16 protein-coding genes and 1 tRNA gene are annotated in these 16,448 nt (G+C 74.4%); 10 read left to right on the top strand and 7 right to left on the bottom strand.

Going from position 1 to position 16,448, the window contains the following annotated elements; translation table 11 throughout:
* Nucleotides 1-65 precede the first annotated feature (65 nt).
* The gene (locus tag ACI79T_RS18795) at nt 66-1,145 is read right to left on the bottom strand and encodes an alpha/beta hydrolase fold domain-containing protein (RefSeq protein WP_456611622.1); all 1,080 of its coding nucleotides are present in this window, start codon (nt 1,143-1,145) and stop codon (nt 66-68) included.
* A gap of 168 nt (nt 1,146-1,313) precedes the next feature.
* On the opposite strand from ACI79T_RS18795, the gene ACI79T_RS18800 reads away from it, so the two are divergent.
* Nucleotides 1,314-1,401: transfer RNA gene (locus ACI79T_RS18800), tRNA-Ser, on the top strand.
* 67 nt (nt 1,402-1,468) lie between these two features.
* On the opposite strand, the gene ACI79T_RS18805 is transcribed toward ACI79T_RS18800, so the two are convergent.
* Entirely contained in the window at nt 1,469-1,594 is a 126-nt protein-coding gene (locus tag ACI79T_RS18805) for a hypothetical protein (protein ID WP_456611623.1), read from the bottom strand.
* Nucleotides 1,595-2,011: 417 nt separating this feature from the next.
* Here ACI79T_RS18805 and ACI79T_RS18810 point away from each other — a divergent pair, with 417 nt between their 5' ends.
* The 5 genes from ACI79T_RS18810 to ACI79T_RS18830 all read left to right on the top strand — a co-directional run bounded on the left by ACI79T_RS18810 (nt 2,012) and on the right by ACI79T_RS18830 (nt 9,685).
* Nucleotides 2,012-4,276 (top strand): immune inhibitor A domain-containing protein, encoded by a 2,265-nt coding sequence (locus ACI79T_RS18810; RefSeq protein ID WP_456611624.1) that lies wholly within the window; start codon nt 2,012-2,014, stop codon nt 4,274-4,276.
* Between the two features lie 368 nt (nt 4,277-4,644).
* On the top strand, nt 4,645-5,490 hold the full coding sequence (locus ACI79T_RS18815; RefSeq protein WP_456611650.1) for a hypothetical protein: 846 nt from the start codon (nt 4,645-4,647) through the stop codon (nt 5,488-5,490).
* 133 nt (nt 5,491-5,623) lie between these two features.
* On the top strand, nt 5,624-7,285 hold the full coding sequence (locus ACI79T_RS18820) for an alkaline phosphatase D family protein (RefSeq protein WP_456611625.1): 1,662 nt from the start codon (nt 5,624-5,626) through the stop codon (nt 7,283-7,285).
* A gap of 17 nt (nt 7,286-7,302) precedes the next feature.
* A complete protein-coding gene (locus tag ACI79T_RS18825; protein WP_456611626.1) occupies nt 7,303-8,565 on the top strand; it encodes an alkaline phosphatase family protein in 1,263 nt (420 codons plus the stop codon).
* Between the two features lie 82 nt (nt 8,566-8,647).
* The gene (locus ACI79T_RS18830) at nt 8,648-9,685 is read left to right on the top strand and encodes a GGDEF domain-containing protein (RefSeq protein ID WP_456611627.1); all 1,038 of its coding nucleotides are present in this window, start codon (nt 8,648-8,650) and stop codon (nt 9,683-9,685) included.
* Here ACI79T_RS18830 and ACI79T_RS18835 read toward each other — a convergent pair.
* From ACI79T_RS18835 to ACI79T_RS18850, 4 genes are read right to left on the bottom strand one after another with little or no spacing between them, the layout of a single operon-like run.
* Nucleotides 9,682-10,875, bottom strand: a complete 1,194-nt coding sequence (locus ACI79T_RS18835) for an NAD(P)/FAD-dependent oxidoreductase (RefSeq protein WP_456611628.1) — start codon at nt 10,873-10,875, stop codon at nt 9,682-9,684. The two genes, ACI79T_RS18830 and ACI79T_RS18835, sit on opposite strands and share 4 nt — an antisense overlap.
* A gap of 45 nt (nt 10,876-10,920) precedes the next feature.
* Nucleotides 10,921-11,856, bottom strand: coding sequence for an alpha/beta fold hydrolase (locus ACI79T_RS18840; protein ID WP_456611629.1), 936 nt, complete (start codon nt 11,854-11,856; stop codon nt 10,921-10,923).
* 51 nt (nt 11,857-11,907) lie between these two features.
* The gene (locus tag ACI79T_RS18845) at nt 11,908-12,483 is read right to left on the bottom strand and encodes an LOG family protein (protein WP_456611630.1); all 576 of its coding nucleotides are present in this window, start codon (nt 12,481-12,483) and stop codon (nt 11,908-11,910) included.
* Between the two features lie 8 nt (nt 12,484-12,491).
* A complete protein-coding gene (locus ACI79T_RS18850; RefSeq protein WP_456611631.1) occupies nt 12,492-12,950 on the bottom strand; it encodes a MaoC family dehydratase in 459 nt (152 codons plus the stop codon).
* Nucleotides 12,951-13,105: 155 nt separating this feature from the next.
* Here ACI79T_RS18850 and ACI79T_RS18855 point away from each other — a divergent pair, with 155 nt between their 5' ends.
* The 4 genes from ACI79T_RS18855 to ACI79T_RS18870 all read left to right on the top strand — a co-directional run bounded on the left by ACI79T_RS18855 (nt 13,106) and on the right by ACI79T_RS18870 (nt 15,584).
* A complete protein-coding gene (locus ACI79T_RS18855; protein WP_456611632.1) occupies nt 13,106-13,603 on the top strand; it encodes an NUDIX domain-containing protein in 498 nt (165 codons plus the stop codon).
* Between the two features lie 9 nt (nt 13,604-13,612).
* On the top strand, nt 13,613-14,500 hold the full coding sequence (locus ACI79T_RS18860) for a 1,4-dihydroxy-2-naphthoyl-CoA synthase (protein WP_456611633.1): 888 nt from the start codon (nt 13,613-13,615) through the stop codon (nt 14,498-14,500).
* 31 nt (nt 14,501-14,531) lie between these two features.
* A complete protein-coding gene (locus ACI79T_RS18865; protein ID WP_456611634.1) occupies nt 14,532-14,864 on the top strand; it encodes a hypothetical protein in 333 nt (110 codons plus the stop codon).
* Nucleotides 14,865-14,990: 126 nt separating this feature from the next.
* Complete coding sequence (locus ACI79T_RS18870) at nt 14,991-15,584, top strand: TetR-like C-terminal domain-containing protein (protein ID WP_456611635.1); 594 nt, start codon at nt 14,991-14,993, stop codon at nt 15,582-15,584.
* A gap of 60 nt (nt 15,585-15,644) precedes the next feature.
* Here ACI79T_RS18870 and ACI79T_RS18875 read toward each other — a convergent pair whose 3' ends face one another.
* Nucleotides 15,645-16,364 carry a TetR/AcrR family transcriptional regulator gene (locus ACI79T_RS18875; protein ID WP_456611636.1) on the bottom strand — a complete coding sequence of 240 codons (720 nt, stop codon included), beginning with the start codon at nt 16,362-16,364 and terminating at the stop codon, nt 15,645-15,647.
* Nucleotides 16,365-16,448 lie beyond the last annotated feature (84 nt).

Raw genomic sequence — 16,448 nt, forward strand, 5'->3', positions numbered from 1 at the left:
GAAGTCGGCCCCTGGGTGATGGTCCGGTGCCCGACTTCCGCGAGGTCGGGCACCGGCGGCCCGGCTCAGCGGTTGGCGCGCTCCGCCTGGGCGAAGCCGCTGCGGAGGAACCGGTCGATGTCGTGCCAGGTCGGGGCGGCGCGGTGGACGACCCGCTCGCGGCCGAAGGCGTTCGTGAGCCACGTCGTCGACTCCCGGGCGCCGATGATGTCGTCGACCGAATGACCGGCGCCGGGCACGAGGGTGAACCGAGCCTCGTTCCCCGCGGCCGTCGTCGTGTCGTAGACGAGCTCGCTCTGGTTGTAGGGCAGCAGCGGGTCGGCCAGGCCGTGGAGCACCCAGATCGGGATCTCCTCGCCCTCGATGTAGCTACTCGGGTCGGCCGCCTCGGTCTGCTCCGGGCAGGCCTGGATGCTCACGAGCTGGGCCGGGAAGACCTCGCCGGGGCACTCGACGAGCCGGCTCTCCGGGGAGTCCGGCGCGTCGTGCGGGTAGATGCCGGGCTGCATCGGGAGGTCGTTCTCGGCCGCGAAGGTGTCCATGGACAGGAAGTCCGTCGGCGGGAAGAACGGCACCGCCACCTGCACGGCGCTGGACGTCCCGTCCACGCCCGTCTCCCCGGGCAGCTCCGCGATGTCGCTCGTGGTCGCGGCGAAGGCCGCGGACCAGCCGCCCGACGAGTTGCCCATGAACGCGAACCGGTCCGGGTCGAGGCCGTACCGGGTGGCGTTCTCCCGGAGGAAGCGGATGGCGGCACGGACGTCGTAGCCCTGCTCGGGGAACCGGGCGTCGAAGCTGGAGCGCACGTTGATGGTCGCGACGGCGTACCCGCGGCCGGTGAACTCCTCGACGACGTCGAGCGCCTGCTCACCGGTCTTGACGTCGTTGCTGAACCAGGCGGATCCGGAGTGCCAGATGACCAGGGGCAGCCCGGCTCTGCCCCCGCGAGCGTCCGGTAGGTGCAGGTCGAGGAGGTTCCCCGGCGTCGCGGTGCCGTAGGCGAGGTCGCTGACCACGGTCGGCTCGGACGGCTGCGGCGCCGCGGAAGCCGGCGTGGCCAGGGTGAGAGCGAGGGCGGACGCGGATGCGAGTCCGCAGACGACCGTCCCCAGGCCCTTCCGTGCGCGTCGTGCGGTGGGCTGCATGGCGTTCGAGCTCCGTTCGCTGGCGGCGTCGCGGCCGGTAAGGAGGTGGTGGCTGTGACGCTAGACACACCATGGACGGGGGGAAAGCGGAGCTTCCACCGTCCGGAAGGCCGGGGGGTGACGTCGTACGCGGGGCCGCGGGACGAGGCACTAGCCTCGACGGCGCCAGGAGGGCTCGCCTAGTGGCCGATGGCGGCGGTCTTGAAAACCGCTAAGAGGTAATCCCTCTTCGTGGGTTCGAATCCCACGCCCTCCGCCGACCCCGGTCGCCCGTCGCGGGCGTCCCCGCGCACGGGACGCCGCCCGGGGCTCCGGAGGGTCCGTCAGCCGTGCGGCGCCCAGGGGCGACGGCCGGCGGGCACCCCGACGAGCACGGCGACCAGCGCGGCCAGGCCCAGTTCCCGGGAGCCGACCCCGCCCAGCGCACCCATGCCGAGGACGACGACCACGAAGGCGACGAGGCCGGCCAGGAGCCCGCGCAGGGTGTCCGTGACGTCCTCCGCCCGCCGCTGTGCGGGCCGTCCGTGCGGTCGGCCCCCGACGCCGCCGAGTATGCGTTCCCGGGGGCCGCTCCGGGAACCGTCGCCGTCGCCGATCCACGGCGGTGGCGTCCCGCGAACGACGCCCCCGTCCCAGTAAGTGAGACGGCCATCACGTCGTCATCCGCTGTTTCGCAGCGGTAAAGACCCAGGTCATCCGGGCAGTTCGGCACCTACGGACGGAACCGTTCTGTGACTGGTCGGTATCGCTCTGTGGACATGGGTGCAGGGCTCACCTAACGTCCCGATCCGACCGCCCGTGAGGGCCGTCGGTGGCCCCCCACCGGTCGGCTGGACGGTCTCCCTCCGAACGCAGGAGAACCATCCTTGAAGAGAGCTCTGGCCGTCGTCGCCGGTGCCGCCCTGGTCATGGCGGTTCCCGTGACGGCATCCGCCGCGCCACGCGTGCAGGACACCCCGACCACCCCCGCCCGCGCCCACGACCTGCCCAGCCCGCTGGCCGACACGCAGCGCGCGCTGCGCGCCGAGGCCCTCCAGCAGGTGCTCAGCGGTCAGGCCACCCCGCGGGGCAACAACAAGGTCGTCGAGGTCGCGAAGGGTCGCTACGTCGAGCTGGCCCAGGAGGACAGCGACGCGATCTGGACCGTCCTCGGCGAGTTCAGCGACCTGCCGCACAACTCGATCCCCGCGCCCAACCGTTCGGTGGACAACAGCACCATCTGGACGCAGGACTTCTCGCAGGGGTACTTCGACACCCTGCTCTACAGCACCGCCCCGGGCGTCAACTCCGTGGCGAACTTCTACGAGCAGCTCTCCTCCGGCCGCTACACCGTCACCGGCGAGGTCGAGGACTGGGTGCAGGTGCCCGGCACCGGCGCCTCCTACGGCGACAACGACCTCGGTGACGCCACCACCTGGCTGTTCGTCAACGACTCGGTCAACGCCTGGTACGACCAGCAGATCGCCGCGGGCAAGACCCCCGCGGAGATCGACGAGTACCTCTCGCAGTTCGACGTCTGGGACCGCTACGACTCCGACGGCGACGGCAACTTCGACGAGGCCGACGGCTACATCGACCACTTCCAGGCCGTGCACTCCGGCGAGGGCGAGGAGGTCGGCGGCGGCGTCCTCGGCGACGACGCCATCTGGAGCCACCGCTGGTACAACCAGACCAACCGGATCGGCACCGCCGGCCCGACGGTCAACGGCGCGGTCAACCCGCTCGGCGGCGCACCGGTCGGCGGGTCCAAGTACTGGATCGGTGACTACACCGTCGAGCCGGAGAACGGCGGCGTCGGCGTCTTCGCCCACGAGTTCGGCCACGACCTCGGCCTGCCGGACCTCTACGACACCTCGGGCAACAGCGGTGGCGCGGAGAACAGCACCGCCTTCTGGACGCTGATGAGCTCCGGCTCCTACGGCAACTCGGGTCGCCCCGAGGACGGCATCGGCACCCAGCCGATCCACATGGGCGCCTGGGAGAAGCTGCAGCTGGGCTGGCTGAACTACGAGGTCGTGCAGCCGGGTGAGAGCGCGAACCTCCGTCTCGGCCCGGCGGCGTACAACTCCAAGGAGAACCAGGCCGCTGTCGTCGTCCTCCCGGACAAGGAGGTCACCACGACGATCGGCACCCCGTTCGAGGGTGAGGACTTCTGGTACTCCGGCTCGGGTGACGACCTCGACAACAGCATGCTGGCGGCCAAGCCCGCCGGTGCGCAGGAGCTGACCGCCAAGGTCAACTACCAGATCGAGGAGGACTGGGACTACGCCTACGCGGTGTACTCCACCGACGGCGGGAACACCTTCACGTCGATCCCGACGAACCTGTCGACGACGACCGACCCCAACGGCCAGAACTTCGGCCAGGGCATCACCGGCAGCACCGGCGGCGAGTGGGTCGACCTCTCGGCGAGCCTGGCGGGCGTGCCCGACGGCGCGCTGGTCGGTTTCCGCTACTGGACCGACGGCGCGGCCACCGAGCCGGGCCTGCAGGTCGACGCCGTGGCCATCGACGGCGCCCCGGTGACCGAGTGGACGCTGGACGGGTTCGAGCAGACGACCGGCACGACCACCAACTCGTACTTCAACGCCTACATCCTCGAGAACCGGGCCTACACCGGCTACGACACGGGGCTGAAGACGGGGCCGTACAACTTCGGTGACCCCCGCCGGCCGGACTGGGTGGAGCACTTCCCGTACCAGGACGGTCTGCTGATCAGCTACTGGAACACCCAGTACAGCGACAACAACGTCGGGGCCCACCCGGGCGCCGGCCTCGTCCTCCCGGTCGACGCCCACCCGGGCCTGCTCTACGAGCCGACCGACGACGAGGGCGACGACCGCACCAACGGCGAGAGCTGGCGGCCGCGCGTCCAGTCCTACGACTCCACCTTCGGGCGGCAGCCGACGGACAAGATCACGCTGCACGACCCGGACACCGGCGTGGGTCAGAAGATCGGTGGCCTGCCGGCCGTCCCGACCTTCGACGACACCCTGGACTGGTGGGTGGCGCCGGGCGAGCAGCCCGACGCCAACGGCTGGACCGGCGTCGACGTGCCCAAGACCGGCACGGTCATCACCGTCACGGGGATGAGCGCGCAGGGTGCACTCATGCAGGTCCGGGTCAACTGATCCGGTAGCTCCGGGTCGACCGACCCGGGAGCGCAGCACGCGAACGGCCCGTCGGCACCCGCCGGCGGGCCGTTCCGCGTTCCGGGGTGCGCCGGCCGCCCCGACATGCCGGGCGGGCCCCGGCGACGGGGATGACCGCACCCCCCTCCGGGCGCATTCGCGCTGGTCAGAGCCGCACATGTCGACATGGCGCCGTCGTGGGGGAGGGGTCACCGTGCCCTCCGGGAGCCGGTCGCAACGATCGGGTGACGGCCGGTTCCGGAGTGGCTCGGAACCGGCCGTCCACGGCCCCTCGGCGCCGTAACTTCGCTCCTGACCGCGGCACTTCCCCGGCCGCGCGAACCCTTCCGAGGAGCACCCACGTGATCATGGGCACGACGCTGCTGTGGCCGACCGCTGCCGTCCTCCTGGGCTTCTTCCTCTGCACCGCCGTGGTGGTGGTCCTCGGCACCAGCTCCACCGCCCGGTACGAGTACGCCCGCGCCGCGGCGCAGCAGAGCGCGCAGCGCTCGGCCGCCCGCGCCACCGGCACCCACCCCGCCGGCCGCCGGGCCGTGGGCTCCGCCGGCGGTGCCGCGCAGCCGCAGGGCCGCCGCCGGGCCGGCGCCGTCGCCGTCAAGCCCGCCCCGGCGCCCGCCCCCGCCGCCGCCCCGGCCGGTGCTCCGCACGCCTGGTGGCTGGTCGACGACGCGGCGCGGGTCCTGGCCGGTCCGTTCGACGACCAGCTGGACGCCGACTGGGCTGCCCTCGCCGGTGACCTGCTCGCCGTGAGCGTCTTCGGCGTGCCGCGTCCCGACGGGACCCTCGCCCCCCGGCCGACCCCGGCGGACCGCGCGTGGCTGTCCGAGCTCGGCGACCAGCTCGACCGGCTGCCCGAGGACTGGGACGCGCTGCTCACCGACACCGACCCGCTGACCACCCTGGTCGTGGAGGTCGCCGCGGCGCTGGCCGAGGCCGGGCTGCCGCTGTACGACGCCGCTGAGGGCGCCGCGGCCGGTGGCGTCTGCCTGGTGCCCGAGACCGGGTCCGGCGGGGTGCTGGTCAGCTGGCGGACGCACGACCGGATGAGCGTGCAGGGGTCCCGCGGCGACTCGGCGCACACCGCGGTGCAGGAGCTGATGAACACCGCGGTCGCCGACACCCTCGCCGAGCTCGGGTTCGTCGTGCAGACCTCCGGGTCCACCGGCGTCACGCTGGTGACGGCGCTGCGCTGACCGGCGCGGGCAGCGCGGGACCGGTGGCGGGCGGACGGGCGAGGACCGGACCGGCGCGGGACGGACGGGCGAACGTCCGGTGAACGTCGCGTACGGGGCGTAACCACCGCCGCCGGAGATCGATGTTCCGGCCGTGAACACCCGGACGCCCCCGATCTCCCGCCGCACCGCCCTGCAGCTGGCCGCCGCCACCGGTGCCGGGGTGGCGGGGATCGCCGTCGCCGGCCCCGCCGGCGCCGCGCCCGCCACCCGGCCGACCTTCGCCCACGGCGTCGCCTCCGGCGATCCGCTGCCCGGGGCGGTCGTGCTGTGGACGCGGGTCACGCCCGATGCCCGGTCGGCGCCGGGCTCGGGCACGGGCCCCGTCGTCGAGGTGACCTGGGAGGTGGCCACCGACGCCGCGTTCCGCCGGGTGGTGCGCCGGGGCCGCGTGCGCACCGGTCCGGCCACCGACCACACGGTGAAGGTGGACGTCGCCGGGCTGCGGCCGGCCACCGGCTACTGGTACCGGTTCGGCTGCCGGGGGGTGCACTCCCCGGTGGGCCGGACCCGGACGGCCCCCGCCGACGACGCCGCCGTGCCGCGGCTGCGCATGGCGGTGGTCTCCTGCGCCAACCTGCAGGCCGGCTGGTTCACCGCCTACCGGCACCTGGCCGCGCGGGGCGACCTGGACCTGGTCGTCCACCTGGGCGACTACCTGTACGAGTACGGCCCGGGGGAGTACCAGGCGCGCGACGTCGTCGTCCGGCCGCACGACCCGCCGCACGAGATCCGCACGCTCGCCGACTACCGCCGCCGGCACGCCCAGTACAAGACCGACCCCGACCTGCAGGCCCTGCACGCCGCGGCGCCGTGGGTGGTCACCTGGGACGACCACGAGAGCGCCAACGACGCCTGGTCCGGCGGCGCGGAGAACCACACCGAGGGCGCCGAGGGAGCGTGGGCCACCCGCCGCGGGGCGGCCCAGCAGGCCTACGCCGAGTGGATGCCGGTGCGCTACACCGCGGGCGGCCGGCTGTACCGGCGGCTGCGGTTCGGCCGGCTGGCCAGCCTCTCGATGCTCGACCTGCGCACCTACCGCGACCAGCAGGCGGCCTCGCCGCTCGACGTCGCGCTCGGGGACACCGACCGCTCGCTCACCGGCCCCGAGCAGCTGGGCTTCCTGCTCGACGGGCTGGCCGAGGACCAGGTGCAGTGGAAGCTCGTGGGCAACCCGGTGATGATCGCGCCGGTGCGGTTGCCGAACGGGCTGGACCTCCGGGCGGTGCAGGGGGTGACGACGCTGGTCGGCGCACCCGCCCCGGCGGTCTCCGGGCTGCCCTACAACGTGGACCAGTGGGACGGCTACCCCGCCGAGCGCGACCGCGTGCGGGCCCACCTGCGCGACCGGGCACTGCGCGACGCCGTCTTCCTCACCGGCGACATCCACTCCGGCTGGGCGGCCGAGCTGCCGGCCGACGACACCACCTACCCCCTCACCCGCGACAGCCTCGGAGTGGAACTCGTGTGCACCTCGGTGACCAGCGACAACCTCGACGACATCCTCGGCACCCGTCCCCGGACGACGTCCCTGGCGGTGGAGACCGCGATCCGGCTGGCCAATCCGCACGTCAAGCACCTGGACTTCGACTCGCACGGCTTCTCGGTGCTGGAGGTGACCCCCGCGGCGGTGCAGATGGACTGGTTCGTGCTCACCGATCGCACCGATCCGTCGTCCGCGGCGGCCTGGTCGACGTCCTGGCGGACCGCGGCCGGCACCGGTCGCGTCGAGCGCGCGCCGCGGCGGCTGGCGTGAGCGGGGGGACGCCGGGCATGGACCGCCGGCAGTTCCTCCGGGTCACCGCCGCCGGCGGCGCGGCCGTCGTCCTGTCGACGGCGTTCGGCGCACCGCGGGCCAGCGCCGCGGACCGGCTGCGGGTGTACGTGGTCGTCGTCGACGGCACCCGCCCCGACGAGATCTCCCCGCTGCTGACCCCGAACCTGCACCGGCTCAAGGGGCAGGGCACCTGGTTCCCGTCGGCGCGGTCGCTGCCGGTGATGGAGACCATCCCGAACCACGTGATGATGATGACCGGCGTCCGCCCGGACCGGTCCGGCGTGCCCGCCAACGCGGTGTTCGACCGCAGCGAGGGCGCCGTCCGCGACCTGGACCGGCCGTCCGACCTGCGCTTCCCGACGCTGCTCGAGCGGGTGAACGCGACCGGGCGCACCACCGGCACCGTGCTGTCCAAGGAGTACCTGTACGGCATCTTCGGGGAGCGGGCCACCTACCGCTGGGAGCCGTTCCCGGTCATCCCCGTCACCGGGCACGCGCCCGACGCCGCGACCACCGATGCGCTGATCGCGATGGTCGACGAGGCCGATCCGGACCTGGTGTTCGTCAACCTCGGCGACATCGACCGGGTCGGGCACAGCGATCTGACCGGCAGCACGCTGCGCGTCGCCCGGACCCTCGCGCTGGCGAGCACGGATCTGCAGGTGGGCCGGTTCGTGCGGCACCTGCAGCGCACCGGCCGGTGGTCCAGCAGCGTCGTCGTCGTGCTCGCCGATCACTCGATGGACTGGTCGGTCCCCACGAACCTGGTGTCGGTCGACGCGATCCTGCGCGCCCGCCCCGACCTCCGGGACTCGGTGCAGGTCGCCCAGAACGGCGGCGCGGACCTGCTCTACTGGACCGGGGCGGCGCGGGACCGGTCCGTCGGCCTGGCGGAGGTCCGGCGGCTGGTGGCCGCCCATCCCGGTGTCCTGTCGGTGCACCGGCCTGCCGAGCTGCGGCTGGGACCCGAGGCCGGTGACCTGGTCGCCTACTGCCGGGCCGGTTGGCGCTTCACGGATCCCACGCCGCTGTCCAACCCGATCCCCGGCAACCACGGGCACCCGGCCACCGAGCCGATCCCGTTCCTGGTGTCGGGCGGCTCGCCGCTGGTGCGGCCCGGGGTGGTGAGCGGGGCGCCGGCGCGCACGGTCGACGTCGCTCCGACCGTGGGGGCCCTCTTCGGGCTCGGGGCGCCGCAGGGCGGCTACGACGGGACGGCGCGCACCGAGGCGTTCACCTCGCGTCCGGGACGGAGCTGACGCGGGAGGCACCCCCGGGTTGCCCCCGCTAACGGGGGATGCGCCCCTCCCGAGCCGCCGGGTCCGTGCCGATGGACCGGGTGTGACCGTCCCCCAGTCGCTCCGGGCCCGCGAGCCCGGTGCCGCCGCGCGGACGGCGGTCGTCGTGCTGGCCATCTGCGCCGTGATGATGGTGCCGGTCGGCATCGTCGGGCCCGCCAGGACCGGGGATGCGAGCAGCGCGCTCGTCTGGGCGTGCGTGGCCGGGCTGGCCGTGGTCGCGGCGGTGTACCGGTGGGTGCCGGCCGAGCGGCTGGACCGGGCCGGGGCCTTCGTCGGCCTGGCCGTCGGCGGCGTGACGGTGCTGTGCCTGCTGGCGCTCCTCGGCGGCGGGACGTCGACCCGCGCCCAGGCGTTCCTGGCCTTCGTCGTCCTCTACGCCGGGTTCCACCTCCGGGCGGCCGGCGCGGTGCTCGCCACGGTGGTCGCCGTGGCCGCCGGCGGGATCATGCTGGTCCACGCCGCTCCGCTGAAGGCCGCGCTGACCGACTTCGTCTTCTTCGGCGCCATGCTCGGCGTCATCGGCGGGCTGCTCATCCACTCCTCCGGCAAGCAGGAGCGGCTGGTGGCGGCGCTCCGGGAGCAGGCCGACGTCGACACGCTGACCGGGCTGGTCACGCGGCGGGTCCTCGACGACGCGCTGGAGGCGCCCGGCAGCGGACCGGCCGGCGAGGGCACCGCGCTGCTGCTCCTGGACATCGACCGGTTCAAGATGATCAATGACGTGCACGGCCACCTGGCCGGCGACGACGCCCTGGTGCACCTGTCCGCCGTCATCACGCGGCAGGTCCGCTCCTCCGACGCGCTGGTCAGCCGGCTTGGCGGGGACGAGGTCGCGGTGCTGCTGCGCGACTGCTCCCGGCGCACTGCGGTGCACCGGGCCGAGCAGCTGCTGGACGCCGTGCGCGGCGAGCCGCTGGTGCTCCCCGACGGCACCCTCTACGGCATGTCGGTGAGCCTGGGCGTCTCGCACGTTGCCGGCGCCGGCCCGGACCTGCGGGCGCTCTACTCCTCCGCGGACGCGGCCCTGTACAGCGCCAAGCGCGCCGGCCGCGGCCGGGTGGAGGTGGCGGCCGCCTAATCGGCCGCCTGACCGCCCGCCTGACCGCCCGCCTGACCGCCCGCCTGACCGCCCGCCTGACCGGTCGGCGCCGGCCGGCGCAGGGAGCGGGCGGCGCCCGCGAGCGCGGGCAGGGTGAGCCGTCCGTCGGCCAGCCCCAGGGCGACGACGTCGTCGAACACCCGCTGGGAACCCGCTGCCGCCCGGAAGACGGCGTCCATCAGCAGCGGCCAGCGGCTGAGCGCCGACGCCGTCGACGAGTGCCGCAGGTGCCGGCCGAGCCGGCCGGCCAGCGCCCGCCGGTAGACCGCGCCGGCGTCCGCCTCCGCGGCGGCCGCCTCGCCGGCCAGGGCCCCGGAGAGGACGGCGTAGAAGATGCCCTCGCCGGTGAGCGGGTTGATCAGCGCCGCGGCGTCACCGGCCAGCAGCACCCGGCCGTCGGGCTGGCGCGGCCGGCCGGTGCTCAGCGGCAACCGGTGCGCCCGCAGCTCGTCGGCCGCCACCCCCGGCAGCAGCCGCTGGAGGCCGTCGAGCAGCGCGGCCCGCGTGGCCCCGCCGGACACCAGCTCGCCGTAGCCGACGTTGGCCCGGCCGTCCCCGAGCGGGAAGGACCAGGCGTAGGCCGGCCAGTGCTGCTCGGTCGTGGTGATGACCTGCACGCCGCGCTGCCCGGGGGGCTCGGGCGCGTAGCCCCGGATGGCGACGGCGAGCTGGTCGGGGCGGTTCCGGCCGGCACCCACGGCGCGGCGGACCACCGACTCCGCGCCGTCGGCGGCGATCAGCACGGCGGCCGTGACGGACCCGTCCACCTCGACGGCGTCGGGGCGCACGGTGACGGACCGGACGAGCCGGCGGCGCAGCACCGCCCCGGCCTCCTGGGCGGCGCCGATCAGCCGCGCGTCGAGCACCGCCCGGGGGAGGACGTACGAGGGCCGGGCGGTCGCCCGCTCGACCGTCGCGCCGCCGGGGGAGCTCAGCCGGAGCCGGGGGACGGCGGGGAAGCCGTCGGTGACAGTCGCGGGGGCCAGGCCCAGCCCGGCGAGGACGTCGAGCGCCTCCGCGGCGATGCCGTCGCCGCACACCTTGTCGCGGGGGAAGTCGGCCCGGTCGAGCACCAGCACGCGGGCCGAGGGGCGGGCCCGCCGGGCGGCCAGCGCGGCGGCGGCCCCGGCCGGTCCTCCGCCGACGACGACGACGTCCCAGTGCTCCACGGGTCCGACGCTAGGCAGCGCGGCGGCCGGGCGCGCGCCGGGCCGTCAGCCGGCGGCGGGTGAGGGGGTGTCCTCCTGGGGGCGGGACAGCAGCGCGCGCCAGCTGTCCAGGTCGTGCGCCGCGGGTTCGGTGGTGGCCACGAAGTCCAGCAGCACGTCGCAGAACCGCTCCGGCTGGTCCAGGTGCGCCCAGTGGCCCGCTCCGGGGAACATCTCCACCCTCGCGTTGGGCACGAGCGCGCGCACCGTGTCGGCGTGCACCGAGGGCACGATCGGGTCCCGGTCGCCCCAGATGACCAGCATCGGGATCGCGTCGGCCAGGTAGAGCCGGTCGAGCGCGGTCACGGCCTGGCCGCGCGAGTCCACGACCCCGCGCAGGGTCCGGAGGAAGGCCCGGCGCGCCTCGACGTCCTTGAGCGCCAGCAGGGCGTCCCCGGCCTCGGCGAGGTCGCGCACCCGCCGCCAGCCGGCCAGGTCGCCGAGCCGGTCGACGGCGCGCATCCCGGCGCGCAGCGGGCCGGAGGCACCGGCCAGCGCGGTGAGCACCAGCTCCGCGCCGGGCAGGGTCGCGGCCCGGAGCCCGGCCGACAGCTCCGGGCCCAGGCCGCCGCTGCCGACCAGCACCAGGCGCTGGCAGCGCTCGGGGAACTGGTAGGCGAACTGCAGCGCGATGCCGCCGCCCAGCGAGTGCCCGACCACCGTGGCTCGCTCGATGTCGAGGACGGTGAGCAGGTCGCGCATGCCGTTGGCGTAGGCGGCGATCGAGTAGTCGCCGCGCGGCTTGTCGGAGTCGCCGTGCCCGAGCAGGTCGGGGGCGATCACCGTGTGCGACCGGGCCAGCCGGTCGATGACCCCCGCCCAGGTGTGGCAGTTGTTCCCGATGCCGTGCAGCAGGAGCAGCGGCGGGCCGTCCCCGGCACGGATGAACGCGCGCTTGTGGCCGTGAACGACGCGTGCGTCCTGGACCTGGGGCGATGCCATCCCTCCAGTTCACCACCGCACCGTTGCCGGCGGGTTACCCCGGGCTGTCGATCAGGCGGACGACGGCGGGGCGGTCCACTTCCGCGGTGGGTGCCGGTAACCCTCGGTGAACGCGAGCAGCTCGCCTGCGTCCGCCACCACGCCCAGCGCGTCGAGCCGCCGGCCGTCGAGGTAGCCGTCGTCGACCATGCGGCGCAGCTGGGCCAGCAGCGGCTGCCAGAACCCGTCGACGTCCAGCAGCGCCGTGGGCTTGGCGTGCAGCCCGAGCATGCCCCAGGTCCAGGCCTCGAACAGCTCCTCGAGGGTGCCGGCCGCGCCGGGCAGCGCGACGAAGGCGTCGGAGAGCTCCGCCATGCGCGCCTTGCGCTCGTGCATGGTCGGCACGACCTCCAGCCGCGGCAGGCCGGGATGGGCCAGTTCGTCGTCGACCAGGTGCTGCGGGATGACCCCCACCACCTCGCCGCCGGCGGCCAGCGCGGCGTCGGCGACCACGCCCATCATCCCGACGTGGCCACCGCCGTAGACGATGCCGACACCCGCCTTCGCCAGCCCGGTGGCGAAGGCGGCCGCGGCCTCGGCGTGCGCCGGCGGGCCCGCGTGGGAGCCGGTGAAGACGGCGATCCGCACCTTTCGGATCAGCCGCGGTAGTAGCGGAAGACCGGCTCGGCGATGCAGACCGGCTTGTCGCCGCCCTCGCGCTCGATGACGGCGGAGAGCGTCAGCTGCAGGCCGCCGGTCACCTCCTCGACCGACTTCAGGCTCGCGGTGAGCCGCACCTTGGCGCCGACCGGCACGGGGGAGGGGAAGCGGACCTTGTTCAGGCCGTAGTTCACGCCCATCACCGTGTCGGTGACGGCGAGGACCTGCCCCGAGAGCGAGGCCAGCAGCGACAGGGTCAGGTAGCCGTGGGCGATCGGGCCGCCGAAGGGGCTCTCCGCCTTGGCGCGCTCGACGTCGACGTGGATCCACTGGTGGTCGCCGGTGGCGTCGGCGAACAGGTTCACGTGCTCCTGGGTGACCTCGTGCCACTCGCTGCTGCCGAGCTCGGTGCCGACGAGCCCGGGGACCTCGGCCATGGTCGTGGTGGTGGTCATGCGCGCGACTCCTTCGTCGGACGTGCGGGTGCCTCCTCGCAACCTAGTCCCACGGGACGTCCGTCTCTGCCCAGCCCCGGTGGGCAGAGACGGACGTTCCGCGGAACACCACCTGGCCTCGCGCGCCCGGCGCGGGACCGGGTTGACTGGAGGGCGTGCTCGCCTCCACCGACGGCTGGACCTCCTGCGGCCAGGGGCACCGCCACTGGGGACGGGCCGGTGCGGCGGGTCTGCTGATCCACCGCGACGGCCCCGGCGGTGTCGAGCTGCTGCTGCAGCACCGGGCCTGGTGGTCCCACCACGGCGGCACCTGGGGAACGCCGGGCGGCGCGCTGCACACCGGTGAGTCGCCGGCCGTCGGTGCGCTGCGCGAGGTCGAGGAGGAGCTGGGCCTGACGCCCGGCGACGTCGTCCTGGGCGCGGCGTCGGTCGACGACCACGGCGGCTGGGCGTACACGACGGTCCTCGCCCGCCCGGCGCGGCCGTTCGAGGCGGCCGACCTCCGGCTGGACGGCGAGAGCGACGGCGTGGCGTGGGTCCCCCTCGCCGGGCTCGCCGCCGTGTCGCTGCACCCGGGTCTGGCCGCCTCCCTCGACCGGTTGCGACCGCTGCTCGCGGGCGACGACGCGGTGCCCGGCGGGGACGGGCGTTAGGTTCGGTCCATGACCGCGCGCGACGACGTCTCCGAGATCTTCGACAGCTCCGCGTGGCAGCCGGTCGACGGGTTCGACTTCTCCGACATCACCTACCACCGCGCGGTCGACGCCGGCGTCGTCCGCATCGCCTTCGACCGGCCCGAGGTGCGCAACGCCTTCCGGCCGCAGAGCGTCGACGAGCTGATCACCGCGCTGGAGCACGCCCGGCTGTCCACCGACGTCGGCTGCGTGATCCTCACCGGCAACGGGCCGAGCCCGAAGGACGGCGGCTGGGCGTTCTGCTCGGGCGGGGACCAACGGGTCCGTGGGAAGTACGGGTACGAGCACAGCCAGGGCAGCAGCGGGCGGCTGCACATCCTCGAGGCGCAGCGGCTGATCCGCTTCATGCCGAAGGTGGTCCTCTGCGTCGTCCCCGGGTGGGCCGCCGGTGGCGGGCACAGCCTGCACGTCGTCTCCGACCTCACGCTGGCCAGCGCCGAGCACGCCCGGTTCAAGCAGACCGACGCCGACGTCGGCAGCTTCGACGGCGGGTTCGGCTCGGCGTACCTGGCCCGGCAGGTCGGCCAGAAGTTCGCCCGCGAGATCTTCTTCCTGGGCGAGGAGTACACCGCGCAGGACGCGCACGCGATGGGCATGGTCAACCGCGTCGTCCCCCATGCGGAGCTCGAGGCCACCGCGCTGGAGTGGGGGAAGAAGATCGTCGCCAAGAGCCCCACCGCCCAGCGGATGCTCAAGTACTCGTTCAACCTGATCGACGACGGCCTGGTCGGCCAGCAGCTGTTCGCCGGCGAGACCACCCGGCTGGCCTACATGGCCGAGGAGGCCGTCGAGGGCCGGGACGCCTTCCTCGAGAAGCGCGACCCCGATTTCACCCGCTTCCCCTGGCACGTCTGACACGAGCACGTCTGACACGAGGAGGACCCAAGTGATCGTCGAGGTGGTGACGGGCGCCGACGAGCGTCCGGAGGCGCGGGTGGTCGACATCGACGACCTGGGGCGGCTGCACCTGGCCCTGGGTGCGGTCACCGACGATGAGGCCGCCGAGGCGCTCGAGCGCTCCGGGCTGGGCCGCCTGCGGGACGCCGAGACCGCGTTCCTGGACGTGGCCGCGCTGCGCGCCGCCGCGGAGCCGCGGGCGGGCGACGGGGACTGGCTGACGCGGTGGGACGCGATGGTCGCCGGCGCCCGGAGCAAGGGCTGGTTGTCCGAGGACGGAGCCTCCCTCCAGGTGCACGTCGAGAGCGCCGCAGGCGCCTGAGCAGGGCGGCTACGGCCGGACGGCCGAAAAGTTAACTGTGACTTGATGCCATCAGATCGTTGTGGTCGCCCCACCGACCAGCCAGGATGATCTCGTGCATACGAGAAGCCGGAACGGAACGGCGTCATGAGCGGCACGCCGGGACGCCCGCTCAGTGCGGAGCTGTCGGAGCAGCTGCTCACCGTGGCTGTCGACATCCTGGCCGACGAGGGATGGGGACGGCTGAACAGCGACCGGATCGCCGCCCGCGCCCGGGCGGGCAAGGCCGGTATCTACCGCCGGTGGCCCACGATGGCTGCGCTCGCCCGCGCGGCCGTGAGCCGCTTCCAGCTGGTGGTGCTCCCCGAGGACGCCGGCTCCCTGCGGGCGGACCTGATGGGGCTGCTCACCGAGCGCTGGTCGCAGCCGCTCAACCGCGAGGAACGGGCGGTGGCGAGTCTGGTGGGTGCGGCGCGGCACGACGAGGAGCTGCGGGCCGGGCTCGACGAGGCGCTGGTCCGCCCGCTGGCGGCGGCCGTCCAGGAGCTCGGCGAGCGCGCCGCGCGCCGGGGTGAGGACGTCCGGCTGGATCGGCTGCGGCTGCTGACCTCGGTCCTCGAGGCCTTCTGGTGGCAGCGCTACCGGATGCCCGAGCCGCTGACCCCCGACCAGGTGGGGTTCGTCGTCGACGAGGTGCTCGTCCCGCTGCTGCGGCCGGTCGGGCAGACCGTCGCCGCCTGAGCTGCCGAGGCCCGGGGGAGGGCCGGTCGCGAGCGGATCTCCGCGGGCCGGCCCGGGCGCTCAGCCGGCGCGCCGGGAGGCCAGCCGCTCCACATCGGGCACGACCGCCGTGGCCGGGCGCTCCAGCAGGTGCTCGGCGGAGCCGGCGAGCCCGCGCAGCAACCCCTCGGCGAGGTGCCCGAGCTCGGCGGCGGCCCGCGCGGCGTCCGCCCCCGCGGTCACCAGCGGCCGGTGCCGGACCATCAGCGCCCGGACGGCCGAGAGCCACATGGCGGCGGTGACCGCTGCCGCGGTGGCCGGGTCGTGCGGGGTGGGGCCGGGATCGGCACGGTCGTCGGTGGTCCACGCCTCGCGCAGCGCGTCGGTCAGCCGCCGCTCGCTCTCGAAGACCAGCTCGCGCTCGTGCACCCGCAACGAGCCCGAGGCCTCGAGCGTGCGCACGTAGGCCTGCAGATCGGCCTCCTGCAGGGCGCTGATCCGGTCCCGCACGAAGCCGGTCAGGTAGTCGGTCAGGGCCGACAGCGGGCAGTCGGTGGACCTCCGGCCGCGGACCGCGTCGGCCGGGCCGGACACCCACGGGGTCCGGCCGTCGAAGAACAGCTCTTCCTTGGTCGGGAAGTGGTTGAACACGGTCTGCACCGCGACATCGGCCTGCCGGGCGATGTCGGCGATCGTGACCGCGTCGAACCCGCGGTCGTCGAAGAGCTGCCGCGCCACGGCGCGCACGTGCTCCCGCGTCTGCGCCTTCTTCCGCGCCCGGCGGTCGGTCGGCTCCCCCACGGTGCAGAGCTTAGGCACCGGACGCGGCGATTGCCGTGCATAACCGACCGACCGGTATGTCCCGCGCGCCACCAGGCCGGGGGC

This window comes from Blastococcus sp. SYSU DS0619 (assembly GCF_054051035.1).